The organism is Rhodococcus sp. NBC_00294 (assembly GCF_036163995.1).
Lineage (GTDB): Bacteria > Actinomycetota > Actinomycetes > Mycobacteriales > Mycobacteriaceae > Rhodococcoides.
Window position 1 is genome coordinate 3,579,272 of record NZ_CP108043.1, and the last position, 26,584, is coordinate 3,605,855.

The following is a 26,584-nucleotide window of genomic DNA, read 5'->3' on the forward strand; positions in this document are numbered from 1 at the left end:
ACCTCACCAGAACGAGTGCTCGAGTGACCACCGGTCGAGCTCCGCGGACACCGTCTCGCGGAGCCGGCCGGTGTCTCCCGCGTACTCGGGGTGGATGCCGAACACGGTGACCGTCACCTTGTCGCCGTACTCCACCGCCCACGCGGCGATCGCCGGTCCCTGTCGACGCCGGGCGGCCGCGTCGCGGCCCTGCATGATCGCGCGGATACCGAACGACTCCGCGACCTGATCACCGAGTTCGAGGGCGCTCTGCGGCGCGGCGCCCAGGTTCGACACCGTGGTGTCCGGCCCGGCGATGGACGTCATCATCCGCCCGAGCACCCGGTCCGGAAGCAACCTGGCCACCGCCTGCAGGTGGTCGGTGACCGCGTCGTCCGTGGTCGCGTACTTCGCGAACGCCGCCTTGCTCAGCGCGCGGATCTCGCCGAGCCCCACCTCGGGTCCGATCGGCCCGGGCACCCGGATCCACACGCCCCCGGACGCATTCGCTCTGTCGTCGCCGTCGGCGCGGTTGCTCACCGCGATGCAGATGCGCGTGCCCTCGGGACCCGTCGGATGGCCGGACGCACGCAGAACCCCGCCCATGACGGCCGTGAAGAGGCTGTTCGGCGTACCACCGTGCTCGGCCGCGCGGTCGACCCACTCGCGGCGATCGAGATCCACCACGGCGAGAGTGGTGTCGGACTCGGTCGGAGTGGGTTCGTCCGCGCGAGCCGCGACCGGCGCGGCAGTCGGGGCAGTCTCGTCGGATCGCGTGATCGCCGTCCGCAGCGCCGTCGCGCCGGCCGTCGCCGCCGCCTTCCCGATCACCGCGAGAGCCCGCGCCACCGCCGGAATCTGCGCCCCCGCGTCACGGAGATCGCCCCGCACGCCGGCCCACCCGGCGACGTCACGCCCGGTGGGCAGTGCCGAGCGCGTCGGCCCCCGGCGAGCCGCATCGAGCGCCGCGTACACGGCCTGGCCATCGGCGATCATGTGCGAGACCAGCAGTGCCAGAACGGTTCTCCCGGTATCGGTGTGCGCGCACTCGAGCGTGAAACCGCGTCCGGCAGACGGGTCGAGATCGGCCGCACGGAGCCGCGCATCGACCCAGTCCCCCACGGCGTCGTCCGCGATGGTTCCGGGTTCGGTGTACACCGTGGCGGGGCGCTCGGCCCGCACCCATCGGTCGTGGCCGAACGGCACGGAGGTGGGGACCACCCGGCGGTCGAACGATCCCGACGCGAGCCGGTCGGCGAGCGTCGCGACGGCGTCCGCACCCGGGTCGGCCGGGAAGATCCACAGGTACTGGATCGGCGCCGTCCATCCGAAGAGTCGCTCCGCCAACGCGTACGACTCGTCGGCACCCGCCACGCGGTCTGCCGGGCGGACCTGAGCAGTGGTCACGTCACCAGAACTCATGCGGCACATCCCATCCGGTGAGCTCCGCGGACAGGGCTGCCGTCAGCGCCTCCGCGGAACCCACGCGTGTCTCGTCGAACCCGGCCACGGCGAAGGTCGCCGCACCGTCCGTCTCCAGGTACCAGGACTGCACGCCCTCGCCGAAGCGTTGCGTGCCGGCGGGGTCGACGTGGTGCGCTGTTCCCCGGAAGGCGACGTCCGTGGCGGTACGGCCGCCGACCCGGCGGAGACCGTCGAAGGACCCGAGATTCGACGCGACCACGTCGGGCATACCGGACCCGCCGCCCGTCACCACGGACGTCACGACGGACAGCGGGAGTACCTGGAGCAGTGGCTGCAGATGAATCATCGCCGGCCGGCGTCCGGCGGACAGCGCCGTGAACGCGTCCCGGCACAGCGCGCGGACACCGCCCAGATCGGAGCCCGGAACCACGCGCTCGGCGAGTGAGATCGACACGCCCCCGGTGGCGTTGCTGCGCTGATCGTCGTCACCCCGGCGCAGACTCATCGGGATGCCGACCTTCACGGGCAGCCCGTCGTCTGCGTAGCCGGTGGCGACGAGCGCACCGGCGAGTACCGCGACGAACAACGAGTTCCGTGTCCCGCCGTGACGCTGCGCGACGGCGTCCCACTCCGCCACCGGCACCGTGACCGTCGCCCAGGACGGACGAGCCAGCGGCGCACGGGTGTGTGCGGGGGTGCGCGGGGTGACGGAGGCCGGACGTGCGACGCCGGAGTCGGTCGAGCGGAGATCGGACACCACCGCGACGGCGGTCCGTGCCACGCCGGCCACGGCTCCGACCACCTGACGTGCTGCGTCGCCGACGTCCCCGACGAGTGCGGACGGCCCGGTCGGCGCGGCGCCGATGTCGTCGCGCACCCCGGCCGTGTCGGCGACGGCGGCCACAGCGGCCGCCGTCATCGCTCGGCCGTCCGCGACGAGGTGCAGGCAGGTGAGAGACAGCGCCGATCCACCGGTGGTCGTCCGGGTGGACCGCAGCGCCCAGCAGCGACCCTCGTCGGCGTCGAGGTCGACGGTCTCGAGATCGCGCGTCGCCCAGTCGAGGACCTCGTCCGGTGTCACAGACTCGTCGTCGAGCCGAACGGCGGGATCCCGGTCGGACCGGACCCAGCCCGGGCGGGCGACGGGAATCGACGGTCGCACGATGCGTCGATGCAGTGCTCCGCGCGCGAGTCCCACCGCCATCGCCGTCACGTCGGCGTCCGGCACCGCGTCGTCGAAGCGCCACACGAGTTGCAGGACCACGTCCCACCCGAACGCCTCGGAGAGGAACCAGTAGGTGAAGTCCTGATCCTGAAGCCGCGCCGTCATGCGACCACCGCGTCCGTCGGTGCGGGGCGGGCCGACTCCACGAGGTCGGACGCGCGGCGGACCGCCTCCGCGGGACTCGTCATGGCGGCGGCCACGGCGGCTGCGCCCGCGGCCGCCTCGGGCGTCAGAGCGAGGCGCAACGCCTTCTCCAACGACTGCGCCGTGATGTCGGAGGCGGACATCGCGGCGCCGCACGACAGGGCGACGACCCGCCGACCCCAGAAGGGCTGATCGGACGACACCGAGCACACCACCGTCGGCCGTCCGGCCCGCAGTCCCGCCGCGGTGGTCCCCGCGCCGCCGTGGTGCACGACGGCGCGGCACCGGGGGAAGACCGCGGCGTGGTCGACGGCGCCGGTCACACGGACGTGATCACCGAGCGCGTCGGCGGAGTCGACGTCGTTCCAGCCGGCGCACAGCAGAACCCGTTCGCCCACGCGCGCCGCGGCATCTGCGACGGCGGCCAGGACGGCCGCCGGGTTCGTCACCGGCATGGATCCGAAGCCGACGTAGACGGGCGGGGGGCCGTCGTCGATCCACTCGTCCAGGGACGGGTCGGACGGCTGCGGATCCATCCGTGCCCGCAGCTCCGGGGACACCTCGAGGAAACCTGTGAGGGGACGCGTGCCGTCCCAGTCGACGGCGAGTTCGGGGCAGAACACCCGGTCGTAGGCCTGGATCTCGACGGTCCGGCGACGGGCCATGCGACCGGGAAGCGGTGACGACACCGTGGGGATGCCCAGGGAGCGGCGCAGCGTGTTCTCGCGCCGCCGGGTCGCCGTCCACAGGACATGGTCCAGCACGGTCCAGGCAAGTCCGACGACCGCAGCCGGCGCACCGTCGATGCCGGGCACAGGTGAGTACCGCGGGTTGGCGCGCACCGGCGCGTGATGCAGTGCGACGAGACCGATCCCGCGCGCCTCGGCGAGGGGCAGCGCGATCTGTTCGGTGGTGATGCCGGTGAGCAGCACGTCCGGCGCCGTGGTGTCGACGACGTCGCGCAATTCCGTCACCATCTGGTCCCACCCGAAGTTCCACAGTGCGGCGAGCGCCCGCGCACGGTCGGCGACCGACCCGCGGGACAGGCCGTGACGGACCAGGTCCGAGTTCATGTGCTCGCGGGTGTCGTACCCGAACGGCACCGTCTCGAGTCCGACCCCGCGGGCCAGGTGCACGAGGTTGGGCGGAACTGCCATGACCACGTGGTGGCCCCGGCCCGCCAGATCCGAACCCAGGACGACGGCAGGTTGTACGTCGCCTCGCGTTCCGCTGACGGCCATGACGATGCGCACGACTCGATTCCCCCTCGGACATACCTGATGTGGAGCGCGCCGGAAATGGCGTCTCGTCCGCTTGTGTCACTTGTTCGTACCATTCGACGCACGGGACGGCATGTCGTGTGCCGATCCGAGAACTGGACCACGGACAGACCTCGAGGTCGGGAACGCACGCTGGTCACAAGCAGTGCCGCAGTCGACTTGTCAAGGCTGACAGCAGAATACGCCGAACAAGGAGGTCGGGTCGGCGCAGCGGCGTGGGATGTCACGACGGGCCCGATCGCAACTCGGACAGCGAGACACTCGTCACCCTGGCGTGTCGGTGTGGCGTAGGACGTCACGATTGGCGGAGTCCCACCATGTCTGCAATGGTCGTTCCGGAACAGTTCGCGGAGGTCATCAGTTGCGGACGCTCGGCGCGCGGGGGTCGCGGAGCAACGCTCGAGGGGGTGAGACATGCAGGTCACGTTGGCATTTCAGGGAAGTAGAGGCGACGTGCAGCCCGGCGTCGTCCTGGCCACCGAGCTGGAACGACGTGGACACCGTGTGGTGCTCGCCGTTCCGCCGAACCTCGTCGCCTTCGCCGCGTCCGCCGGACTCGATGCTCGCCCGTGCGGTGTGGACACCGCGGAGCTGCTCACCTCGCCCCTCGTGACCCGAGACATGGCCTCGCGCAACCCGCGCCGCCGGCTGGCAGCCGTCACAGCCGTCACCGTCGCGGGAGGTCGCGCCGCGCGAGCCGCGCTGACCGACCTGGCCGCCGGCAGCGATGTCCTCGTGGGGTCGTCCGTCGGTCAGGAGAGCGCGTACGACGTGGCCGAGGTGCACTCGATCCCCTACGTACCCCTGCACTTCTGCCCGGTTCGCAGCAACGGCGTCGCCTCCGTCGTCCCGGTACCGTCGGCCCTGCCGGGGTTCGTGCACCGCGCGGCGTGGTGGGCGCTCGACACCACACTGTGGCGCGCCTCCCGCGGTGCGCACACCACCCTCCGAGCAGAACTCGGACTTCCGCCCATGACATCCAGTGTCGCTGGGGCGCTGGCGCGTTCCGGCGTCACCGAAATCCAGGCGTACGACGCGGCGCTGTTCCCCGGGCTCACGGAGGAATGGGGCCCGGCGCGACCTCTCACCGGTTTCCTGCATCCCGACGCCCGCACTCGCGCCGCGGTGCAGCGAGCTGCCCCGGTCACCGACGGTCTCGATTCCTGGCTCCGCGCGGGCACACCACCGGTGTACATCGGGTTCGGCAGCATGACGGTCCCCGGCGGCGCGGCTCTTCTCGACGAACTCGTCGCTGCCGTTCGGCGTGCCGGGAGACGCGTTCTGCTCGTCGGCGGCTGGGACGACCGGCTGCTGCGCGAGAACGCCCCCGGTTCCAGCGAGTTCGGGCACGATGTCCTCTCGGTGTCGGCCGTCGACCACACCGCGGTGCTCCCGCAGTGCGAGGCCGTCGTCCACCACGGCGGCGCCGGGTCCACCGCCGCCGGTCTGCGCGCCGGTCGACCCACCCTCGTGTGTCACGTCGGTGCCGATCAACCCCTGTGGGGACGACGCGTCGTCGCCTCGCGAGTCGGCGCGAGCGTCGCCGCACGATCGGCGTCCTCCGCCTCGCTCGATGCCGCTCTGGCCCGGGTGCTCCACCCACGGACACGTTCTGCTGCAGAGCGTCTCGCGGATTCCCTCGTCTCGCCCACCGGTGCGGTCCGGCGGTGCGCCGACCTCGTCGAGGCGGCAGCGCAGCGCCGCACGGCCCCGCTGCACCCGACCGCCTCGCGAACGGAGACCTCCCGATGAACCGACTGTCCCTGTCCGTCGTCGTCCCGGCATTCGACGAGGAGGAGTGCATCGGCGCGTGCCTGGACCTGCTGTGCACCCAGCTCGACTGCATCACCGAGATCATCGTCGTGGACAACAACTCCGCGGACGGCACCCGTGACATCGTGCGACGACATGCCACGGACCACCCCGAGATCCGCGTGGTGACCGAGAAGCAGCAGGGTCTCGTCTTCGCCCGGAACGCCGGTATGGATGCGGCGTCCGGGGATCTCGTCGCCCGGATCGATGCCGACACCCGCGTGCCCGATGACTGGGCGGCAACGATTCTCGACTTCTTCGCCGCCGACGTCGATCAGCACTGGGCCGCCGCGTGCGGACGCGGTGAGGCGTACGAGCTGCCCTACGGCGACGCGGCCGCCCGCATCAAGGCGCGGTGGTCACCGCTCGCCCGGCGGTCGCCGTCCACGCCGGAGGTCCGCGACGTTCCGGTCCTGTACGGCTCCAACATGATCCTGCGCCGCGAGACGTGGAAGCTGATCCGCGAGGACGTCTCGCTGCGCCGCGACGTCTTCGAGGACGTCGACATGGGACTCTGCGTCCAGGAGTCGGGTGGGCGCAACGCCTTTCTGCCCTCCCTCACCGTGGGAGTGTCGCCGCGCCGAATGGAATCGGGAATGCGGTCCTTCGTCCGCTACATGGCGTGCCTCCCCCGAACCCTACGACTGCATCGACGCCACGCGCTCGCGGCGGCAGCGCTCGTGCTGTACGTGCCGGGGGTGTCCGTGCTCCACGCCTGCCGACTCGTGATGATCCGCGCCTACGACAGCGACAGCGGATCCATCTCCGCGCGACATCTCCTGCGCCCCCGCACCGATCGCGGAATGCCCTGAGCGCACCGCTCCACTTCCCGACCCTGCGATCTCGACCCGAACGGACGTGAGACCGAAGATGGAATTCACCGAGCTCGCCGATCACCCGCTCCCCCGGGGCGTGGTGACCGAGTGGATCCCCACCGTCACCGCGACCGACCGCTGGTATCGGGACGACCGACCACTGGCCTACACGCACGAGGAACATTGCCGTCACAGCCTCGCCAAGGCTGCCACGGGATCCTCGGACGAGATCGGCGCCGCCTGGATCGGGGCGGTGTTCGAGATCCACGACCGGTACGACGCCGAGGCGCTGCGTCGTGCTCTGCGCGCGTGGACCTCTCGCCACGAGACCTTCCGCTCGACGGTCACGACGGACGGCGTCGACGCCGACGGCGGCGCCCGTCTCGCCCGCTCCACCGTCCCGGAAGATGCGGTGGACGTGGTTCCGCGTGTACTCGGGCGTCGGCGCACGGGATCCGACGTGCACGCCGACGTCTCGGACTTCTTCGCCCGCACCCTGTCGCCGTTCCGGTGGCCGCACTGCGTGGTCGCCACGGTCGAGGACATCGCCCCGAGTTCGTCGACCGAGGAGGACGACGAGACGGACCGGTTCCTGCTCATCTTCGGAGCCGATCACTCCGTCATGGACGCCTACTCGATGCTGTTGGCCGTCAGCGAACTCCGCCGGCTGTACGAGTTCGAGATCCACGCGCGCGATCCACGGCTGGCGGCGATCGGCAGTCATCTCGACTTCAGCGTCGTCGACCGGGAGACCGGTGACTGCCTGACCCCCGACCACGAGGTGGTCCGCACCTGGTCGTCCTTCCTCTCCGACGGCAGCTTCCCCCCGTTCCCCCTCCCGGTCGGCGCCGACGACGAGCACGGTCCCGAGCGGCAGAGCAGTCTCTCCCGCTACCTGTTGAGTGCGGCGGACACCGACGCGCTCGCCGCACACACCCGCGCGCGGGGTGCGTCCATGACCGCGGCCGTGGTCGGTGCGCTGGCACTGACCTCCCGCGACCTCGCTGGTGAACGCCGACTGCGTGTGACCATGCCCATGCACACGCGCTTCGAGCCCCAGTACGCCGAATCGGTCGGCTGGTACGTGGGAGTGGTGCCGGTCGACGTCCACGTCGACCCCGGCTCGGACGTGGACGACGCCGTGCGCCGCGCCGCCGCCGGCCTGGACGCCGTCAAGGGCTATGCACGCCAGCCGTACTCCCGTGTCGCGCGGCTGCTGAACGTGGACTCGGTGCCGCAGTTCGTGGTGTCCTATCTCGATCTGCGGCACACCCCCGATGCCGAGTCGTGGCCGCTGTGGAACACGCGCACACTCCGCAGTGCCACCGCCTCCCGCGACGAGGTCTACTTCTGGATTCTCCGCACGCCGCTCGGCCTCAGCATCGCTGCCCGGTTCCCCGGCCACGAGGAGGCGGTCCGCAACGTGCACGCCTACCTCGCCCGATTCCAGGAGGTGTTGCGCGAGTCCGCCGGCGCCGTCGTCGAGAGCGGGGCGGACAGGACGGTGCACGCATGATCATCACGGCGATGCGCAACTGGAAACCCGCACCCGGCCAACTGCTCGAGTGGCATCCGGTCGACGACGCACGGCCGCTCGTCGAGTCCGCACCGGTCGATCCCACCCCGCCGTCGTTTCTGCAGGAGAACCATGTTCGCGGTGTGCGCGCGGTGGCGGACCGGGGAGGCACGCACACCGCGTACCTCGGCTCCGCGACCGAGGTCGCCGGAGATCTCGACGTCGCCGCGTTGACCCTCGCCTTCGAGCAGTTCCTCCTGCGCCACGAGGGACTGCAGACGTGGTTCGAGACGGACGGCGGCGCGGTCGTGCGGCGCCGCGTTCCCCCGGCGGCCGCGCGCCTGCGGGCCGTCTCCGCGGGCGAGTGCTCGGCGCCCGACCAGTTCCTCGACTACGTGCGCGATCGGCTCTCGCGGGACGCCACACCCCTGAGTTGGCCCGCCGTGGCGTTCGGGACGGTGGCGCGACCGGGGGGATTCACGCTCTATTACGGTGCGGACCACGCGTTCTCCGACGGCGCCTCTCAGGTCCTGGTCCTGGCGGAGCTGATCGATCTCTATCGCGCGGCGCAGTCGAACCGTGCACCCACCGACATCTCGGCGTGGACCGGAAGCTTCCTCGAGCACGTCGCGATCGAGAACGAGAGGGCCGAGGCCGTCGACGCCGACTCCCCCGAGCTGGCCGAGTGGATCGACGTCGTGCGAGCCCACGGCGGCGCGATGCCGTCCTTCCCGCTCGACCTCGGACTCGCACCGGGTGAGACCGCTCCCGTCGAACCGATCGAGATGGACCTGCTGGGCGCGGACGACACCGCGGCCTTCGACGCCGCGTGCCGGGAGGCGGGTGGGAAGTTCGTCACGGGCCTGTTCGCCGCGGTCGCGATCACCGATCACGAGCTCGCGGGCCGAGACGACTACGCCGGCATCACCGTGCTCGGTACCCGCCACCTCGGGGACTTCGCCCTGTCCCAGGGCTGGTTCTGCAATTTCGCGCCCGTGACGTTCCCCGTGGCGGGCGCCGGCGACTTCCGCACCCTCGTCGGTCGGGCGAGCGAGGCCTACGCCCGCACGAAGGCCACCGCGGCAGCGCCGATCGGGAAGGTGCTGCAGCTGCTCTTCGAGTCCGGTGTCGGCGGCGCCGGACTGGCATCGAGCCCGCACCTTTTGTCCTACATCGATTTCCGCTGGTTCCCCGGCCACGGCTCCGAGGCCGACGACGACGCGATCCTGTTCACCGGGGAGGGCCGCACCGCGAACGCGTCCATGTGGTTCAACCGGGACGATCGCCACTTCTATCTCGGGTCGCAGACTCCCGCGACGCCCGAGGCGCAGCGGCAGGTGGCGCGATACCACCAGCACCTGCGGGAGGTCCTGCAGACGGTCGCGCGGGACGGGAACCGCGTCGTCGGTGGTGGCGCGTGCACGTGATCGGAGTGGACGCCTGGGCCCCGCGCCCCGGCGTCGTCCTGCAGTGGCTCGTGCGTTCCGACGCCGAACCCGTCCCGTCGACGGTCCCGCCGTCGTTCAACCAGAGTGCGCACCTCGCCGACGTCGACGACGGCAGCACGTGGCTCGCAGCATCGTTCGACGTCCCGGGGCCGCTGGACACCGATGCCCTGGAGCGTTCTCTCGAGCGGTTGGTCGCACGCCACGGTTCGCTCCGGACCGGGTTCGTGCGGTCCGACTCCGGTCCGTCACGCGTGAACCATCCGCAGGGTGCGCTCACCCTCCGACGACGACCGGACATCGCGGTCCCCTCCGTCCCGGAGGCCCACCGCGTCGTGCGCGGCGCGCTCGACGCCGCGTGCGCTCCCTTCTCCGCACCGGCCTACACCTTCCTCGCCATCGATCGTCCGGACGTCTCCACGGTGGTGTGCGGGTTCGATCACGCGCACGTCGACGCGTATTCGCTGGCGGTCGTCATCGACGACGTCCGTCGGGGCTATCTCGGCGAGCCGGAGACCGCGCCGGATCCGGGTGACTTCGTCGACTACTGCGCAGCCGAGTCCGCGGGCACGCCGATCGACCTCGAGGACGACCGGCTCCGCACGTGGGTCGACTTCCTGCACGCGGGCGCCGGCGCTCCGCCGCAGTTCCCTCTCGATCTCGGAGTCCCGCACGGGCGCACGGACCGCTGTGCGGTCCGCGTCGACACCCTGCTCACCGCACCGGAGGCCGACGCGGCCGAGACCGGGTGCCGGGCCGACGGGGCCAGCCTCTACGCCGGTGTGCTCGCGGCCATGGCGCACGCGGTACGCGACCTCGGTGGTGGCGCCACGGTTCCCCTGCTGTTCCCGCTGCACACCCGTCGATCCGCGGCGTGGCGGTCGTCCGTCGGCTGGTTCGTCACCAACGCGCCGCTCGAGGTCGTCACCGAGAGCGACCTGAGGGCCACGATCCGCTCGACCGGTCCGGCAGTGCGACGCGCGGTCGCGCTGGGCGAGGTGCCCATCGCCCGCGTGGTCGAGGCCGCGGGCGGACTCCGGCGCCCGCGCAAGGACGTCTTCATGGTGTCCTACGTCGACTACCGGTCGGCCCCCGGACACGACCTGCTGCGCAGCATCGACGCCCACCACATCTCCAACGTCACCGTCTCCGACGACGCGCAGTTCTGGATCTCCCGCACCGCGGACGGTCTCGCACTGCGGAGCCGGTTCCCCGACAACCCGACCGCCCGCACCACGATCGAGGCCTTCGTGGCCGCCGTCACGGACCACCTCGCACTCGTCGCCCAGCCGTGCGAGGCCGCCCTACGGTTCGCGGTGGACACCCGGACCGCGGCCGACGCGCCGGTCACCGTCCCCTAGAGTTCGGGGAACACCTGCACCTGGAGGAGACGCTTCGTGACATCAGCCGACGACCGGACCGAGTCCGGTACGGACGAGACCGCTCCCTCGGCGCCCTTCCTGCGCGTCGAGTCGGGCAACCCGACCGACGAGGAGATCGCCGCCCTCGTGGCCGTCCTGTCCGCCGCCACGGCCGACGCCGGGCCGACCGAGATCCCCGTGCTCGATCACTGGGGTCGCCCGTCCACCATGCACCGCGCGGGCATGGCCTTCTCGCCCTACTCGTTCACCACCGGGGTCACCGGACCGCGGTGACGGTCCGGTTCGTACTCGCGTCCCGCTCGCCCGCCCGCCTGGCCGTGTTGCGGGCAGCCGGGGTGGATCCGATCGTCCGGGTCTCGGACGTCGACGAGGACGCGGTCGCCGCAGCACTGCCCTCCGACTCCCCGCACGAGGTGGTGGTCACCGAGCTGGCCGCGGCCAAGGCGGCCGTGATCGCAGAGGCTTGCGCCCACGATCCGGAGCTGTCGACCGGCACCGTCGTCGTCGTGGGCTGCGACTCCATGCTGTCGATCGGCGGCGACCTCGTGGGCAAACCACGAGACGTCGCCGTCGCTCGCGAACGATGGGCGGCGATGGCCGGTGCGAGCGGTGACCTGCTCACCGGTCACTGCGTCCTACGGCTCGACGACGGCCGGGTGACCGCACGCGGCGTTGCCCACTGCGGGACCACGGTGCACTTCTCCTCACCGACCGAGCGGGACCTCGAGGCCTACCTTCGCTCGGGCGAGCCACTCGCCGTCGCGGGCGCGTTCACCCTCGACGGTCTCGGTGGCTGGTTCGTCGACGGCATCGAGGGTGACCCGTCGTCCGTCATCGGCATCGGGCTGCCGCTGGTACGCCGGTTGCTCGCCGAGGTGGGTGTCGGCATCGCCGACCTCTGGGAGAGCGCCGCGGCGCATCGTGACGGGATCGACGACACCAGCGTCTGACGCCGTCCCGACGCGCGCCCTAGGATCGTGTGGTCACGCACAATCAGTTCGACCCCCCGTCTGACAACCTCAGGAGACGCACGTGTCCGTCGCGCCAGATCCCCACCCCGCCTTCGCGTCGTTCGCGCACCCCGAACGACTCGTCACGACGCAGTGGCTCTCCGCCAACATCGGCACACCCGGACTCAAGGTCGTCGAGTCCGACGAGGACGTGCTCCTCTACGACGTCGGCCACATCCCCGGCGCGGTCAAGATCGACTGGCATCTCGACCTGAACGACCCCGTCACGCGCGACTACGTCGACGGCGAGAAGTTCGCCGACCTGATGAACCGCAAGGGCATCTCGCGCGACGACACCGTCGTCATCTACGGCGACAAGAGCAACTGGTGGGCCGCCTACGCGCTGTGGGTCTTCACCCTGTTCGGCCACGAGGACGTGCGCCTGCTGGACGGTGGACGCGACGCCTGGCTCGCCGAGAACCGCGACACCACACTCGACGTCCCCGACATCTCCGGGGCGGACTACCCCGTCGTCGAGCGCGACGACGCCGCAATCCGTGCGTTCAAGGACGACGTCCTCGCACACCTCGGATCCGGCCCGCTGGTCGATGTGCGGTCCCCCGCCGAGTACACCGGCGAGCGCACCCACATGCCCGACTACCCCGACGAGGGCGCGCTGCGCGGTGGACACATCCCGACAGCGCTGAGCATCCCGTGGGCGAAGGCCGCGGCACCCGACGGCCGGTTCAAGTCCCGCACCGAGCTCGACGAGGTCTACGGGGACGTGTCCTCCGACGCCGACGTCATCGCGTACTGCCGCATCGGCGAGCGGTCGTCGCACACGTGGTTCGTGCTGACGCATCTGCTCGGCTACGAGAACGTCCGGAACTACGACGGTTCCTGGACCGAGTGGGGCAACGCCGTGCGCACACCGATCGCGCGCGGCGAGGAGCCCGGAGCCCTGCAATGAGCGGAACACTGCCCGCGCCGCTGGCCGAGATCGTCGACGACTTCGCGGCCGTCGAGGGCCAGGACAAGATCACGATGCTGCTCGAGTTCAGCAAGGAGCTGCCGGCCTTGCCCGCAGGTCTCGAGCAGGCCGCGATGGAGCCCGTCCCGGAGTGCCAGTCACCGCTGTTCCTGTCGGTGGACTCGTCCGACCGGTCTGCGGTGCGCCTGTACTTCAGCGCCCCGCCGGAGGCACCGACCACGCGCGGCTTCGCGTCGATCCTGGCGCAGGGGCTCGACGGTCTTCCCGCCGACGACATCCTCGACGTCCCGGACGACTTCTACACCGAGCTGGGACTCGCGGCGGCCGTGAGTCCGCTACGGCTGCGCGGGATGTCGGCGATGCTCAGCCGCGTCAAACAGCACCTGCGGTCCTGACTCGCCGCTTTGTTCGGACAATGTCGCTCTCAGCGGTAGACTGAGGTACCGAGAGCGGCGTCCGGACGGGGCGTCGCGCCGGTGTGGAAGGACAGCCGAATCGTGGAGTTCACCGAACTGGTCGACTACCCGATTCCGGCAGGCACCCTCACCGAATGGATCCCGAGTGTCGGTCCGCACGCATCGACGCCGGAGGACGCGGGGTGGCTGCCCGACGATCGGCCCACCTCCTACGTGCACGAGGCGCACCTGCGTCGCACCCTGGCCAGGCCGTCCGCAGGTCGCGAGTCGTGGCTCGGCACCGCGTTCGACATCGCGGGCCCGCTCGACACCGCCGCGTTCCGGCGCGCGGTGCTGGCGTGGATCGACCGGCACGAGGGCATGCGGTCCAACGCCACCGTCGACCCCGACACGGGCCTGCTCTCGCGCGTGACGGCCCCGGTCGGTGCCACCGACATCTGGGTCATCCAGCAGGACGCGTGCACGCAGGCCGGCGAGGTGTACCAGCATCTTCAGCACCTGTTCGACGAGTACACGTCGCCGCTGGTGTGGCCGTCGTACGCGTTCGTCACTCTCGAACCCACCGGACACTCCGGCGGCGACGCAGCGCCGGACCACTTCACCGTGTTCTTCGCCGCCGATCACTCGATCATCGACGGGCTGTCCATCGTGCTCATCGCGCACGAACTCACCCGCCTCTACGAGCAGGAGACCACCGGCGCCCCGGCAGGTCTCTTCCCCACCGGCAGTTACCTCGATTTCGGCGAACTCGAGCGCACCCTCTGCAGCGGGGTCGACCGGACGCACGACGCCGCCGTGGAGTGGGCGAACTTCCTCGCCGAGGACGGGGGACGATTCCCGTCCTTCCCGCTCGACATAGGACCTGTCCCGGAGGTGCCGATCCCGCAGGCCGGACTGTCCGCGTGGGTCCTCTCGCCCGAGGAGGCGGACGCGTTCACCGTGGCGTGCCGCCGCGCCGGTCCGGGCTTCTCCGCCGGCCTCATGGCCTCGATGGGCGCTGCGGCGGCTGCCGTGTCCGGTGCCGGGCGCTTCCGCGCGGTCACCCCGATGCACACCCGTCACGACCCGTCGTGGGCCGCGTCCCTCGGCTGGTTCGTCGGCGTGGCTCCCCTCGCGTTCGACGTCGCGGACGGCGAGTCGTTCGGAGACGTCGTCGTGCGCGCCGGAGCCGAGATCGCACGCACTCGTCCGATCTCGCGCGTCCCCCTCGATCTCGTCGCCGAGGCGATCGACCTGCACGACACCCCGCGTTTCGTCGTCTCCTTCATGGACGTGCGCTTCGCACCCGACGCGCGGACGTGGCCCGACGTCAACGCGCGCGCACTGCGGAGCAGGAAGTACGACCACGACGTCTACCTGTGGGTGCATCGCACTCCGCAGGGCGTCAACATCTCGGCCCGGTTCCCCAGCAGCGAGGTCGCCACCGCTGCCGTCCACCGGTTCGTGGCAGAACTGCGGACCGTGCTCAGCGACGTCGTGACCACCGGGACACACCTCGTGCGGGCCCGGAGTGAGCTCACCCCTACACTCCGAAACTAGGATGACCAACCGATGGCGCGGGCGAAGGCCCGTGCTCGTCCGCCGGAGCGACACCACGCGACGGCCCACCCGACCTCACAGGAGGCTTCGTGCCCAGCCACGCCACTGCCCGCATCAGCAAGGTTCTCGTCGCGAACCGCGGTGAGATAGCGGTACGTGTGATCCGCGCAGCGGCCGACGCCGGCTACACCTCCGTCGCGGTCTACGCCGAACCCGACGCCGACGCGCCCTTCGTCCGCCTCGCCGACGAAGCCTTCACCCTCGGCGGTCAGACCTCCGCCGAGTCCTACCTCGCGATCGACAAGATCATCGACGCCGCCGCCAAGTCCGGCGCCGACGCGATCCACCCCGGCTACGGCTTCCTCTCCGAGAACGCCGACTTCGCCCAGGCCGTCCTCGACGCCGGCCTGATCTGGATCGGACCGTCCCCGCAGTCCATCCGCGACCTCGGCGACAAGGTCACCGCCCGCCACATCGCCACCCGCGCGAAGGCCCCCTCCGTGCCCGGCACGTCCGAACCAGTCAAGGACGCCGACGAGATCCTCGCCTTCGCCGACGAGCACGGCCTCCCCATCGCCATCAAGGCCGCCTTCGGCGGCGGCGGACGCGGCATGAAGGTCGCCCGCACCCGCGAGGAGATCCCCGAGCTCTTCGACTCCGCCACCCGCGAGGCCGTCTCCGCCTTCGGCCGCGGCGAGTGCTTCGTCGAGCGCTACCTCGACAAGCCCCGCCACGTCGAAGCGCAGGTCATCGCCGACCAACACGGCAACGTCGTCGTCGCCGGCACCCGCGACTGCTCCCTGCAGCGCCGCTTCCAGAAGCTCGTCGAAGAAGCCCCCGCACCGTTCCTCACCGACGACCAGCGCGCCGAGATCCACGCCTCCGCCAAGGCCATCTGCAAGGAAGCCGGCTACTACGGCGCCGGCACCGTCGAGTACCTCGTCGGACAGGACGGACTCGTCTCCTTCCTCGAGGTCAACACCCGCCTGCAGGTCGAACACCCCGTCACCGAGGAGACCTCCGGCATCGACCTGGTGCTGCAGCAGTTCCGCATCGCCAACGGCGACGAACTCTCCATCACCGAGGACCCGGCACCGCGCGGACACTCCTTCGAGTTCCGCATCAACGGTGAGGACGCCGGCCGCGGCTTCCTCCCCGCCCCCGGACCGGTCACCACCTTCGTCGCCCCCGAGGGCCCCGGCGTGCGCGTCGACTCCGGTGTCGAGTCCGGCTCCGTCATCGGCGGCCAGTTCGACTCCATGCTCGCCAAGCTCATCGTCACCGGCGCCACCCGCGAGGAAGCCCTCGCCCGCTCCCGCCGCGCCCTCGCCGAGTTCCGCGTCGAGGGCCTCGCCACCGTCATCCCGTTCCACCGCGCCGTCGTCTCCGACCCCGCCTTCATCGGCGACGGTCAGTCCTTCGACGTCCACACACGGTGGATCGAGACCGAGTGGGACAACACCGTCGAACCGTTCACCGCCGGCGCCCCCATCGAGGACGACGAGAACGGACCTCGACAGAACGTCGTCGTCGAGGTCGGTGGGCGCCGTGTCGAGGTGTCCCTGCCCGGCCAGTTCTCGCTCGGCGGCAACGCTGCTGCCGGTGGCAACGTCATTCGTCGCAAGCCCAAGGCGCGCACCCGCGGCGGCGCCGGCGGCGCAGCCGCGTCAGGTGACGCCGTCACCGCACCCATGCAGGGCACCGTCGTCAAGGTCGCCGTCACCGAGGGCCAGGAAGTCGTCGCCGGCGACCTCATCGCCGTCCTCGAGGCCATGAAGATGGAAAACCCCGTCACCGCCCACAAGGACGGCGTCGTCACCGGACTCGCCGTCGAGCCCGGCTCCGCCATCACCCAGGGAACCGTTCTCGCAGAACTGAAGTGAGCCGGCCGGACGCCCGCCCCCGTTACGCTCCTCTCATGGCCGACGACAGTCCGCACGTGAGAACCGATCGACGAGGGCGGGCGTTCCCGTCTCCCGGCTCGTACGGGCACGCGTCGTGACAGAAGTCCGGGCCGCTCTCTTCGACGTGTTCGGCACCGTCGTCGACTGGCGCGGGGGTATCGCCGAGGAGGTGCGGCGCTGGCTGGAGGAGTACGCCCCGGAACGCGACGACATCGATCCGGGCGACTTCGCGGACCGGTGGCGTGCGAGGTACCAGCCCTCGATGCAACCGATCCGGACCGGTGAGCGCCCCTTCACCAAGCTCGACGCGCTGCACCGCGAGAGTCTCGTGGAACTGCTGGCGGAGTACGTGCTCCCCACCGAGGCGGTCGACGATCTGACTCTGGCGTGGCACCGGTTGCCGCCGTGGCCGGACTCGGTCGCCGGTATCGCAGCCGTCCGCGAGTCCGTCATCGTGGCACCCCTGTCCAACGGCAACGTGTCGTTGCTCCTCGACATGGCCAAGCGTGCCGGCATCCCCTGGGACGCGGTGCTCGGCGCGGAGGTGGTGCAGGCCTACAAGCCGACTCCCGAGTCGTATCTGCGGACGGCGGAGTTGCTCGATCTCGCTCCCGGCCAGTGCCTGATGGTCGCGACACACAACGATGATCTCGCCGCCGCCCGTGGGTGCGGACTACAGACCGCCTTCGTGCGCCGCCCGCACGAGCACGGACCGCAGCAGACCGAGTCCGAACCCACCGACGACTGGGAGTTCGTCGTCGACGACCTCGAGGAACTGGGCAGGCTTCTCCGGTCCGGTCAGGCGAGCAGTCGTTCGTAGACGCCGACCTCGGACCCGAGTTCCCAGGCGCCGATGCCCTCGAAGGAGGACAGCACGCGCTCGTGATTCCAGTCCTCGTCGACGTGGATCTCGTGCGGATTGCCCTCGATCTCGTGCTGCGGGTAGTGGACGATCGGGATCGACAGGTACGCCGCCCGCGTCGCGGCCGCACAGCACTTGGCCCACAGCGCCACCGCGTCGGCCTCGGTCATGTGCTCTGCCACGTCGCCGATGATCACCACGTCCGCCGTCGGCAGGTCCACCGTGCGCGCGTCACCGAGGATGATCTCGTCGTAGTACTCGTGGAGGCGGTAGGTCTCCACGTACGGCTCCCAGATCTCGACACCGGTGATGCGGGAGAGCTGCGGCCCTGCAAGCAGTTTCGCGTAGGTCCCCACCCCCGGTCCGATGTCGAGCACGGAGACGGGTCGCTCGGACCCCAGGGCGTGGACACGGTCGCGGGTCCAGGACTTACCTTCGGACGAACTCATCGGCATGACTGTCCTGTGCCCAGCCGGGCCTCGGCGTAATCGTCAGGGGCTCGGGCGGTCGTGATCGCGACCCGTCGCGAGGTCCCCGCACTCGACGGTGATCACGTCGGGGTTGCCGCGGAGGAAGGTGCGGGCGCCCTGATCCCCCGTCGCCGCCTCCGCGACCTCCGCCCACCACCGGCGCGCGAGCACCACGGGGTGACCGGGAGTGTCATCGAAGGTGGCCCGCGCGATTCCAGTGCTCGCGGCGTGGTCGAGAACCCGCCCCACCACCTCGGCGCCGATGTCGGGGGTGTCCACCAGGTGCAGCACCGCGAGGTCGGCGTCGGTCGTCTCACATGCCTGCAGGCCCACCCGCACCGAGCTGCCCATGCCGGTGCGCCACTCGTCGTTCACCACGGCCTGCGCGCCGGGAGGCATCTCCGGCGCCGCGGCACCCACGACGACCAGGACCTCGTCGCACCCGCCCTCGCGCAGCGCCCGCACCGCCAGGTCCAACCAGAGCCCGTCGTGCGCCAGGATCTTGGGGGCGCCGTACCGGGTGCCCGCACCCGCCGCGAGCACCACGCCGACCGTCGTCATGCGACCACCCTGCACGGGCTGCGTCCCCGGCGCCAGTGCGCGTCGAGCACCTCCCGGGCGCCACGTCCCACTTTTCGCACCCACTCGCGGGAACCCGCCCCCAGCGCCCGCGAGTGGAACACCCCACGCACGTGACGCTCCGCTCGACGCGGAATGGCGCGGGATCCCGCCCCATCCGCCGCCGAGGGGACCAGAAACTCCACCTCCCGGGCGCCACGTCCCACTTTTCGCACCCACGCGCGGGAACCCGCCCCCACTGGCCGCGAGTGGAACACCCCGCCCCACGCCTACTCCAGCCGCGCCTCGAGCTCCGCGATGCGGTCGAGCAGCACCTTCTCCCGCGCCGCAGCGTCACGCTCGTAGAGCGCCCCCATCCGGCTCACGTAGTCCTGGTCGTAGCGCGGGATGATGCTGCGGGTGCAGTTCCAGTCGATCGCCTCGACGGAGATCACGACGCTGCGCTCGCACCGCGACTCGACGGTGCCGCCGGGCACCTGCCGAAGTCGCTCGAGCAACGCCGGGTCCGCACTTCCCTCGACCACCGTCGCGCGCCCGTAGATCTTCACGCGCTGGCGGCGCGGGTAGTCCACGACGATCAGCGCCACGCGGTCGTTCGCGTCGAGATTGCCGGCCGTCACGTACTGGTTGTTCCCGGCGAAGTCGGCGAACGCCAGTGTGTGGTCGTCGAGCACCTGCAGGAACCCGGCCGGCCCGCTGCGGTACTGGACGTAGGGCCATCCGGTCTCGGTGACCGTCGACAGGTAGAACTGGTCCGCGGCGCGGATGATCACCTTCTCGCGGCCGTCGAGTTCCTCGGGTCCGTCGTCGCCGCGTTCCGTCTGCGCACCGTAGGCCGTGTAGCTGCCCTTCGCGCGCTGCCGCGCCAGCGCCGAGGGTCCGAACACCAGGTGGTGATAGTGGTTGCTCATCGCCCCTCACTCTTCACCACCTGTTGGCGGATCACCCAACGACCAGCGCGGACCGGTGCCCCGACTTTGTGCGGTCTCGACTGGCGGGGTGGCCCCGCATGGCGGAGTCTGATCGCACCGCACTCCGGTCACTCGCCGCCCTGCACCGTCGCAGGGCACCGCCTCAGGCCTTTTCGGCCCTCGCCTGGAACCAGGTCCACTCATGACTGTTCGCTCCGCCGTCACGCGGCGTCACCCCGTCGACGAGGTTCTCCCCGCCCACAAGCTGGCGGCCTACGGGTTCCAGCACGTCGTCGCCTTCTACGCCGGGGCGGTGCTGGTCCCGATCATCATCGGTGGGGCCATCGGCCTCACCAACGAGCAGTTGATCCACCTGATCAACGCCGACCTCTTCACGTGTGGCATCGCCTCGATCATCCAGGCGGTCGGCTTCCGGAAGATCGGTGTGAAGCTGCCGCTCCTGCAGGGCGTCACCTTCGCCGGTGTCAGCCCGGTCATCGCGATCGCGATGGCGAACGGCGGCGGGACCGAGGGCCTGCTGTACGTGTACGGCGCCGTCATCGTGGCGGGCCTCTTCACGTTTCTCATCGCCCCCTGGTTCAGCAGGCTGCTGAGGTTCTTCCCGCCGGTGGTGACCGGAACGGTCATCGCCATCATCGGTATCGCGCTGCTGCCGGTGGCCGTCAACGACGCCGTCACCAATCCTGCGACGCACGAGCAGGATCCGACGAACGGTCGCTGGATGGCCTACGCGATCGGCACCCTGGTGATCATCGTGCTGATCCAACGATTCTTCCGCGGCTTCACCGCCACCATCGCCGTGCTGCTGGGACTCGTCATCGGCAGCACCACCGCGTACGTGTTGGGCGACATGACGTTCGACGGTGTCTCCGAGGCGTCGTGGGTAGGGTTCACGCAGCCGTTCCTGTTCGGCGCGCCCAAGTTCAGTGTCATCGCCATCATCTCGATGATCGTGGTCCTGATGATCACGGCGGTCGAGTCGACGGGCAGCGTCTTCGCGACGGGTGAGATCGTCGGCAAGCGGATCACGAAGGACGACATCGCCGCCACCCTGCGTGCCGACGGCGTGGCCACCGTGATCGGCGGCTCCTTCAACTCGTTCCCGTACACGGCGTTCTCGGAGAACGTGGGCCTGGTGCGCCTGACTCGCGTGCGCAGCCGGTGGGTGGTCGCCGCCGCCGGTGCCATCATGATCGTCCTGGGCCTGCTGCCGAAGACGGCGGCGGTGGTCGCGTCCATTCCGTCACCCGTCCTGGGCGGCGCCGCGTTGGCGCTCTTCGCCACCGTGGCGGTCGTGGGCATCCAGACCCTGTCCAAGGTGGACTTCACCGACCACCGCAACCTCATCATCGTCGCGACGAGTCTCGGTCTGGCCCTGCTGGTCACGATCCAGCCGACCGTCTCGGAGGGTGTCCCGAGCTGGCTCGAGCTGCTGTTCTCGAGCGGCATCGTGCTGGGTGCGTTCACCGCGATCGTCCTCAACATCCTGTTCTTCCACGTGGGCGGCTCGCGCGGGGCGACGGTGGCGGGCTCCCCCGGCGACTCGATCACCCTCGACGCCGTCAACGAGATGAGCCTCGACGAGTTCTCGACGACGTTCGGCGACGTGGTGCAGGGATCGGACTGGGTGGTGCGTCGCGCGTACGAGCAGCGGCCCTACGCGGATGCTCATGCACTGCGGGAGGCATTCCAGGATTCCCTGCTCGCAGGCACCACGGAGGAGCAGGTCGAGCTGATCAGCGCCTTCCCCGATCTGGGCAGCGAGGACGACACCGGCACCGCGTTCGCCAAGGACCACGTCTCGCTCGCGCACCTCGGCGACGAGGAGCATCGCTCGGTTGTCGACCTCGCTACCGCCTACCGCGATCACTTCGGCTTCCCCCTCGTCATCTGCGCGGCCGAGACCAAGCACTACGACCGGGTGCTCGCCAACGGGTGGTCGCGGATGGAGAACTCACCGGGTGCGGAGCGGTCGTTCGCCATGATCGAGGTCGCGAAGATCGCGAACCACCGGTTCGACCACCTGGTCGCCGATGCGAATCCCATCGCCGCGGCGCGTTTCGGCAGACTGAACGACCTGTCCTGATCCCCACCACAGAAGGGAACGCTCGTGTTCCTGCACGAAGCACTCGGGCTCGACGGATTCAATCGGCTGTCCGATCGCGCCGCGATGCACGCCTTGTTCGAGTGCTGCTCGTCGTCCATCTGGGCGCGCCGGGTGGCCGTCGGTCGCCCCTTCGACAGCGCCGAGGCCCTCCTGGAACGCGCCGACAGCGAGTTGGCGGAACTGTCCGAGACGGAGATCGACCGCGCACTCGACGGTCATCCACGTATCGGTGCCTCGGTGACCGCCGGCTCGTCGTCACAGCGCGAGCAAGCGGCCGTGAGCGCGGCGGACCAGGGCGTCAAGGACGCGCTCGCGACTGGGAATCGGACCTACGAGGAGAAGTTCGGCCACGTCTACCTGGTGTGTGCGACGGGCCGCCCTGCGACGGAGCTTCTCGCTATCCTCACCGAGAGGCTCGACAACGATCGGGAGACGGAGAGGCGCGTGATGAGAACCGAACTGGCGAAGATCAATCGAATCAGGTTGACCCGCATGCTGACCGAGCGGACCGAACAGTGAGCGTCAGCACCCACGTCCTCGACGCGGTGCACGGGACACCGGCGACAGGGGTGGGTCTCGCGGTGGTCGACGAGCACGGCGACGTGGTCACCACCGGCATCACCGACGAGGAGGGACGCGCCAAGGAACTGCTCCCGGACGACGCCGTTGCCGGTGTCTACACTCTCGTGTTCGACACCGCCGCGTACTTCGAGCAGTCCGGGACGCAGACCTTCTACCCCGAGGTGTCCATCACCTTCACCGTCCTCGATGTCGATGCGCACCACCATGTTCCGCTGCTGCTGTCCCCGTTCGCGTACTCCACCTATCGAGGAAGCTGACCCCATGACCGATCTGACCGGGAACATCGTCCTGGGAGCCAACCAGTACGGCAAGGCCGAGAACCGAGTGGTGCGCATCTACCGCGACACCGCCCGCCACGAGATCCGGGACATCTCCGTGTCCTCGGCACTGCGGGGCGACTTCTCCGCCGCCCATCTCGTCGGTGACCAGGGCGCGGTCCTGCCGACGGACACCCAGAAGCAGACCGCGTACGCCTACGCGAAGGAGAAGGGCCTGCTGCATCTCGAGTCGTACGGCCTGGATCTGGCACGGCATTTCGTCGACGACGTCGAGCCGGTGACGGAGGCGCGGATCGAACTCGAGGAGTACGCGTGGGAGCGCGTCACCGTGGACGGCCGCCCCCACGATCACACGTGGGTGCGCAAGGGCCAGGAGACGCGGGTCGCCTCGGTCACCGTGGGCGGCTCCGGAGCGGAGCAGAAGACCTGGGTCACCGCGGGTTTCACGGATCTGATCATCCTGAAGTCGACGGGCTCCGAGTTCGCCGGCTTCCTCGAGGACTCCTACACCGTGCTCGCCCCGACTCATGACCGCGTCATGGCCACCTCGCTCGAGGCCCGGTGGCGCTACACCACCACCGACGTCGACTGGGACGAGGTGTACGCCGGCGTCAAGGCAGTGATGATCGAGCAGTTCGCCACACTCCAGTCGCTCGCGTTGCAACAGACACTGTTCGCGATGGGACGCGCTGCGCTGGAGGCATTCCCGTTCATCGCGGAGCTCCGGATGAGTGCACCGAACAAGCACCACTTCCTGTACGACCTCGACCGGTTCGGTGTCGAGAACAACGGCGAGGTGTTCCACGCCGACGACCGTCCCTACGGGCTCATCCAGGCGACCGTCGAACGCGAGGACGCCCCCGACGCGGGATCCGCCTGGCGGGGTTACAGCGTCGTCGGCTGAGGCCCGAGCACGGCCAACGCGACGAAGACGTCGGTGCGGTCCTCCGTCGTCCCCAGGTCTCGGTCCGTCAGCGCCTCCACCCGACCGATGCGGTACCGCACCGTGTTGACATGCACGTGCAGCGCGTCGGCCGTGCGACTCCATGAACCGTCGTGGTCGAGGTAGGCCCGCAGCGTGTCCAGAAGGCCTGCGTCCGTCCGGGTATCGTGGTCGATCACCGCGCCGAGCACCCGCCGGGCGTAGGCGGCGCGCAGTCCGTCCGGGACCACCGAGAGCAGGACGGCGGCCGATCCGGTGTCCGCGCTGGTCCGCACGGCGATCCGGTCGGCCGATGCCGCCGCCACCTCACGCGCATGCTGTGCCGACCGCACACATCCGACGAGGGCCGCGGCCTCCACCGCCGTACCCACGCCCACGGCGATCCGTCCGGTCACGGTGTCCTCGAGTCGACGCAGCGCAAGGGCGAGATCGGCGGCCATGCGGGTGGACGTCCGACCGGAAGGTAGCCCGACGACGCCGATCACGAGGTCCCCGCCGGTGACTCCCACACTCACCGCACCGTCGACCGATTCCCGCACCGCGTCGGTGAGCACCGCGGCCAGGACCTCGACAGGCATATCCGCGGTGGCGGCCAGCGCGACGACGTCTCCTGTCACGTCGACGCCGATCTGTCGAATGCGTTCCAGCGCCTGCTCTCCGGATCCGTCGACGAGGAGTTCGGCCGCGCGGTCGGCCATGGTGCGCAGCACCCGCGCGCCGTCGTCCACGCGCACGCGATCGAGGGCCGCGATGCTCGCCAGCTGACCGAGCGCATCGAGAACCTGCCCGTCCAGGCACTCGTGGTCACCGTCCACGACGAGGTACCACGCAGTCGCACGGTGACCGAAACTCGATCCGACGGGCAGCACGGACCGCACCGTGTTCTCGGTGAGCACGCGGCACGGAAGACTCTGCGCCGCAGTGCGGACGAGAGCGTCCACCACCTCCGTGGCCAACGGCTCGGCGGACACCACGGGCCGGCCCACCGCGGTGATGATCCGGCAGGTCACGCCCGTGTCCCGCGCCGTCTCGTGCGTGAGGTCCGCGAGCGCGCGTCCGTCGGTGACCGCGGTGAGCAATCGGTGCTGGCGGGCCAGACTGGCGGAGAGCCGCGCCACCCGATCGCCGGTCACCCGGCTGGTGACGGCCGCGATGACGTCCGCGAACGCGACCGCCGAGGGCACCGCGAGCAGCGGTAGCGAGTACTTCTCGCACGCATTCACCACGTCGTCGGGGACGGAACCGAACACTTCGTCGCCCGCCGCGAGCGCCACAGCGCCCGCCGCGACGACCGACGCCACGAAGGCATCGCTGTCCTCCGGCGCGCGGCGCCACACCATGCCGGTGACGACCAGCTCGCCGCCCACGATGTAGCGCGACGGGTCCGGCAGATCGGTCGCGAAGGCCCACCGCACGGTCCGACCGAGTTGGTCGTCGGTGCCGACGAGGCGCCGCAGCGCGAGTTCCGGTACGTCGAGCACGTCCTGGATCAGCACACCCGTTCACCCGCCCGCATCGTCGTTGGAGGATCCGACAGTAGGCGGCGCTCGTTTCGGACACGTTTCGTCGGCGCGCGCCCTGCGCGGGTGGCCGACACGGTGTTGACTCGGTGACACAGCGAGGACAGGAGTACGACGTGCCGGACCGCATTCTCATCACGGGCGCCCACGTGATCACCGTGGATCCCGCCCGCTCCGAGTGGGCGGCGGGCTGGGTCCTGATCGAGGACGGGCTCATCGCGGCGCTCGGCGACGGGACACCGCCGCCGCGTCCCGACGGTCCGGAGGTCACCGTCATCGACGGCCGCGGTTGCGTCCTGACTCCCGGCCTCGTGAACACGCACCACCATCTCTATCAGTGGATCACCCGCGGTCTGGCCGCGGACTCGACGCTCTTCGAGTGGTTGACGACGCTGTATCCCGTGTGGGCCGGCATCGACGCCGACTCGGTCCGCGTCGCAGCGACGGGTGGGCTCGCTCGGTTGGCCGCGACCGGATGCACCACCACCACCGACCACCTCTACGTCTTCCCCCACGACGGCGGCGACGTGTTGGGCGCAGAGATCGACGCCGCGAGGACGGTCGGTCTGCGGTTCCACCCGACGCGGGGATCGATGGACCTGGGACACAGTCAGGGTGGTCTGCCGCCGGACAGCGTCGTGGAGTCGCTCGATGCGATCCTGGCCGCGAGCAGCGCCGCGGTCGACCGCTGGCACGACCCGTCCTTCGGATCGATGCTGCGCATCGCTCTCGCACCGTGCTCGCCGTTCTCCGTCACCGGTGACCTCCTTCGCGAATCGGCGACGCTGGCGCGCGAGCTGGGCGTCCGGTTGCACACACACCTCGCCGAGACCCTGGACGAGGAGGAGTTCTGCCGCAGCAACTTCGGCATGACTCCCGTGCAGTACATGGAATCGGTCGGCTGGGTCGGCGACGACGTCTGGTACGCGCACGCCGTGCATCTCGACGACGCCGCGATCGCGACCATGGCGGCCACCGGAACCGGGGCGGCCCACTGCCCCACGTCCAACGCGCGGCTGGGCGCCGGTATCGCCCGAGCGCGCGATCTGATCGACGCGCGGGTTCCCCTGGGGCTCGGCGTCGACGGTGCCGCCAGCAACGAGTCCTGCAGCATGCTCGAGGAGGCGCACCACGCGGCACTGTTCGCACGGGCCCGCGGCGGACCCCGCGCCATGACCGTGCGCGAGAGCCTCGACCTCGCGACACTCGGCGGTGCCCGAGTCCTCGGGCGCGAGAACGAGATCGGCTCGCTGGAGGTGGGCAAGCTCGCCGATCTGGCGCTGTGGCGCATCGACGGCGCCGCCCACGCCGGCATCACCGACCCCGTCGCCGCGTTGGTACTGGGCGACCGGCCGCCCCTCGAACGGCTCCTCGTGCACGGGCGGGTGGTGGTCGAGAACGGGGTGGTCATGACCGTCGACGAGGAGACGGTGGCCCGGGACGTGGCGGCGGCGCACACGGCGCTGCTCACGAAGGCCGGGCGGTGAT

The 26,584-nt window shown here is 70.3% G+C and carries 24 protein-coding genes; 17 read left to right on the forward strand and 7 right to left on the reverse strand.

What is annotated here, in order from left to right:
• Positions 1–3: 3 nt before the first annotated feature.
• From OHB23_RS16705 to OHB23_RS16715, 3 genes are read right to left on the reverse strand one after another with little or no spacing between them, the layout of a single operon-like run.
• Positions 4–1,401, reverse strand: coding sequence for a hypothetical protein (locus tag OHB23_RS16705; protein ID WP_328809927.1), 1,398 nt, complete (start codon positions 1,399–1,401; stop codon positions 4–6).
• Positions 1,388–2,734, reverse strand: a complete 1,347-nt coding sequence (locus OHB23_RS16710) for a hypothetical protein (protein ID WP_328809928.1) — start codon at positions 2,732–2,734, stop codon at positions 1,388–1,390. Before OHB23_RS16710 ends, OHB23_RS16705 begins: the two co-directional genes overlap by 14 nt.
• Positions 2,731–4,026 carry a glycosyltransferase gene (locus tag OHB23_RS16715; RefSeq protein WP_328809929.1) on the reverse strand — a complete coding sequence of 432 codons (1,296 nt, stop codon included), beginning with the start codon at positions 4,024–4,026 and terminating at the stop codon, positions 2,731–2,733. Before OHB23_RS16715 ends, OHB23_RS16710 begins: the two co-directional genes overlap by 4 nt.
• A 441-nt stretch (positions 4,027–4,467) precedes the next feature.
• Between OHB23_RS16715 and OHB23_RS16720 the strand changes: the two genes are divergently transcribed.
• The 12 genes from OHB23_RS16720 (at position 4,468) to OHB23_RS16775 (ending at position 17,643) form a co-directional block, all read left to right on the forward strand.
• Positions 4,468–5,805, forward strand: coding sequence for a glycosyltransferase (locus OHB23_RS16720; protein ID WP_328809930.1), 1,338 nt, complete (start codon positions 4,468–4,470; stop codon positions 5,803–5,805).
• The gene (locus OHB23_RS16725) at positions 5,802–6,677 is read left to right on the forward strand and encodes a glycosyltransferase family 2 protein (RefSeq protein WP_328809931.1); all 876 of its coding nucleotides are present in this window, start codon (positions 5,802–5,804) and stop codon (positions 6,675–6,677) included. Before OHB23_RS16720 ends, OHB23_RS16725 begins: the two co-directional genes overlap by 4 nt.
• 58 nt (positions 6,678–6,735) lie before the next feature.
• Positions 6,736–8,196: a condensation domain-containing protein gene (locus tag OHB23_RS16730; RefSeq protein WP_328809932.1), complete on the forward strand. Its 1,461-nt coding sequence runs from the start codon at positions 6,736–6,738 to the stop codon at positions 8,194–8,196.
• Complete coding sequence (locus OHB23_RS16735) at positions 8,193–9,623, forward strand: condensation domain-containing protein (protein ID WP_328809933.1); 1,431 nt, start codon at positions 8,193–8,195, stop codon at positions 9,621–9,623. Before OHB23_RS16730 ends, OHB23_RS16735 begins: the two co-directional genes overlap by 4 nt.
• The gene (locus OHB23_RS16740; RefSeq protein WP_328809934.1) at positions 9,614–11,002 is read left to right on the forward strand and encodes a condensation domain-containing protein; all 1,389 of its coding nucleotides are present in this window, start codon (positions 9,614–9,616) and stop codon (positions 11,000–11,002) included. The genes OHB23_RS16735 and OHB23_RS16740 overlap by 10 nt, the downstream gene beginning before the upstream one ends.
• 36 nt (positions 11,003–11,038) lie before the next feature.
• Entirely contained in the window at positions 11,039–11,296 is a 258-nt protein-coding gene (locus OHB23_RS16745; protein ID WP_328809935.1) for an acyl-CoA carboxylase subunit epsilon, read from the forward strand.
• On the forward strand, positions 11,293–11,973 hold the full coding sequence (locus OHB23_RS16750; RefSeq protein ID WP_328809936.1) for a Maf family protein: 681 nt from the start codon (positions 11,293–11,295) through the stop codon (positions 11,971–11,973). The genes OHB23_RS16745 and OHB23_RS16750 overlap by 4 nt, the downstream gene beginning before the upstream one ends.
• Positions 11,974–12,055: 82 nt before the next feature.
• A complete protein-coding gene (locus OHB23_RS16755) occupies positions 12,056–12,943 on the forward strand; it encodes a sulfurtransferase (RefSeq protein ID WP_222627152.1) in 888 nt (295 codons plus the stop codon).
• Positions 12,940–13,359: a SufE family protein gene (locus OHB23_RS16760; RefSeq protein WP_037186768.1), complete on the forward strand. Its 420-nt coding sequence runs from the start codon at positions 12,940–12,942 to the stop codon at positions 13,357–13,359. Before OHB23_RS16755 ends, OHB23_RS16760 begins: the two co-directional genes overlap by 4 nt.
• A 102-nt stretch (positions 13,360–13,461) precedes the next feature.
• Positions 13,462–14,919, forward strand: coding sequence for a condensation domain-containing protein (locus OHB23_RS16765; RefSeq protein WP_328809937.1), 1,458 nt, complete (start codon positions 13,462–13,464; stop codon positions 14,917–14,919).
• 89 nt (positions 14,920–15,008) lie between these two features.
• Entirely contained in the window at positions 15,009–16,802 is a 1,794-nt protein-coding gene (locus OHB23_RS16770) for an acetyl/propionyl/methylcrotonyl-CoA carboxylase subunit alpha (protein WP_328809938.1), read from the forward strand.
• A gap of 115 nt (positions 16,803–16,917) precedes the next feature.
• Positions 16,918–17,643 (forward strand): haloacid dehalogenase type II, encoded by a 726-nt coding sequence (locus tag OHB23_RS16775; RefSeq protein ID WP_222627156.1) that lies wholly within the window; start codon positions 16,918–16,920, stop codon positions 17,641–17,643.
• Here the strand turns inward: OHB23_RS16775 and OHB23_RS16780 are convergent.
• From OHB23_RS16780 to OHB23_RS16790, 3 genes are all read right to left on the reverse strand, one after another.
• Positions 17,622–18,134 carry a class I SAM-dependent methyltransferase gene (locus tag OHB23_RS16780; protein WP_222646985.1) on the reverse strand — a complete coding sequence of 171 codons (513 nt, stop codon included), beginning with the start codon at positions 18,132–18,134 and terminating at the stop codon, positions 17,622–17,624. The two genes, OHB23_RS16775 and OHB23_RS16780, sit on opposite strands and share 22 nt — an antisense overlap.
• A 42-nt stretch (positions 18,135–18,176) precedes the next feature.
• Positions 18,177–18,716, reverse strand: a complete 540-nt coding sequence (locus OHB23_RS16785) for a nucleotidyltransferase family protein (protein WP_328809940.1) — start codon at positions 18,714–18,716, stop codon at positions 18,177–18,179.
• A gap of 287 nt (positions 18,717–19,003) precedes the next feature.
• The gene (locus OHB23_RS16790) at positions 19,004–19,645 is read right to left on the reverse strand and encodes a pyridoxamine 5'-phosphate oxidase family protein (protein ID WP_328809941.1); all 642 of its coding nucleotides are present in this window, start codon (positions 19,643–19,645) and stop codon (positions 19,004–19,006) included.
• A gap of 202 nt (positions 19,646–19,847) precedes the next feature.
• Here OHB23_RS16790 and OHB23_RS16795 point away from each other — a divergent pair, with 202 nt between their 5' ends.
• From OHB23_RS16795 to pucL, 4 genes are read left to right on the forward strand one after another with little or no spacing between them, the layout of a single operon-like run.
• Positions 19,848–21,752, forward strand: coding sequence for a solute carrier family 23 protein (locus OHB23_RS16795; protein WP_328809942.1), 1,905 nt, complete (start codon positions 19,848–19,850; stop codon positions 21,750–21,752).
• Between the two features lie 30 nt (positions 21,753–21,782).
• Positions 21,783–22,292, forward strand: coding sequence for a 2-oxo-4-hydroxy-4-carboxy-5-ureidoimidazoline decarboxylase (uraD, locus tag OHB23_RS16800; protein WP_328811668.1), 510 nt, complete (start codon positions 21,783–21,785; stop codon positions 22,290–22,292).
• A complete protein-coding gene (gene uraH / locus OHB23_RS16805) occupies positions 22,289–22,612 on the forward strand; it encodes a hydroxyisourate hydrolase (protein ID WP_027503685.1) in 324 nt (107 codons plus the stop codon). Before uraD ends, uraH begins: the two co-directional genes overlap by 4 nt.
• 4 nt (positions 22,613–22,616) lie before the next feature.
• Positions 22,617–23,537 carry a factor-independent urate hydroxylase gene (gene pucL, locus OHB23_RS16810; protein WP_328809943.1) on the forward strand — a complete coding sequence of 307 codons (921 nt, stop codon included), beginning with the start codon at positions 22,617–22,619 and terminating at the stop codon, positions 23,535–23,537.
• On the opposite strand, the gene OHB23_RS16815 is transcribed toward pucL, so the two are convergent.
• Entirely contained in the window at positions 23,519–25,072 is a 1,554-nt protein-coding gene (locus OHB23_RS16815; protein WP_328809944.1) for a PucR family transcriptional regulator, read from the reverse strand. The genes pucL and OHB23_RS16815 overlap by 19 nt on opposite strands.
• 113 nt (positions 25,073–25,185) lie before the next feature.
• Here OHB23_RS16815 and OHB23_RS16820 point away from each other — a divergent pair, with 113 nt between their 5' ends.
• A complete protein-coding gene (locus tag OHB23_RS16820) occupies positions 25,186–26,583 on the forward strand; it encodes an 8-oxoguanine deaminase (protein ID WP_231476080.1) in 1,398 nt (465 codons plus the stop codon).
• Position 26,584: the final 1 nt, after the last annotated feature.

Bases quoted from the DNA above. Each gene is read 5' to 3' on its own strand.
- OHB23_RS16790 (WP_328809941.1), bottom strand. From the start codon at position 19,645: ATGAGCAACCACTATCACCACCTGGTGTTCGGACCCTCGGCGCTGGCG.
- OHB23_RS16735 (WP_328809933.1), top strand. From the start codon at position 8,193: ATGATCATCACGGCGATGCGCAACTGGAAACCCGCACCCGGCCAACTG.
- OHB23_RS16725 (WP_328809931.1), top strand. From the start codon at position 5,802: ATGAACCGACTGTCCCTGTCCGTCGTCGTCCCGGCATTCGACGAGGAG.
- OHB23_RS16785 (WP_328809940.1), bottom strand. From the start codon at position 18,716: ATGACGACGGTCGGCGTGGTGCTCGCGGCGGGTGCGGGCACCCGGTAC.
- OHB23_RS16795 (WP_328809942.1), top strand. From the start codon at position 19,848: ATGACTGTTCGCTCCGCCGTCACGCGGCGTCACCCCGTCGACGAGGTT.
- OHB23_RS16730 (WP_328809932.1), top strand. From the start codon at position 6,736: ATGGAATTCACCGAGCTCGCCGATCACCCGCTCCCCCGGGGCGTGGTG.
- pucL (WP_328809943.1), top strand. From the start codon at position 22,617: ATGACCGATCTGACCGGGAACATCGTCCTGGGAGCCAACCAGTACGGC.
- OHB23_RS16720 (WP_328809930.1), top strand. From the start codon at position 4,468: ATGCAGGTCACGTTGGCATTTCAGGGAAGTAGAGGCGACGTGCAGCCC.
- OHB23_RS16760 (WP_037186768.1), top strand. From the start codon at position 12,940: ATGAGCGGAACACTGCCCGCGCCGCTGGCCGAGATCGTCGACGACTTC.
- OHB23_RS16710 (WP_328809928.1), bottom strand. From the start codon at position 2,734: ATGACGGCGCGGCTTCAGGATCAGGACTTCACCTACTGGTTCCTCTCC.
- OHB23_RS16780 (WP_222646985.1), bottom strand. From the start codon at position 18,134: ATGAGTTCGTCCGAAGGTAAGTCCTGGACCCGCGACCGTGTCCACGCC.
- OHB23_RS16705 (WP_328809927.1), bottom strand. From the start codon at position 1,401: ATGAGTTCTGGTGACGTGACCACTGCTCAGGTCCGCCCGGCAGACCGC.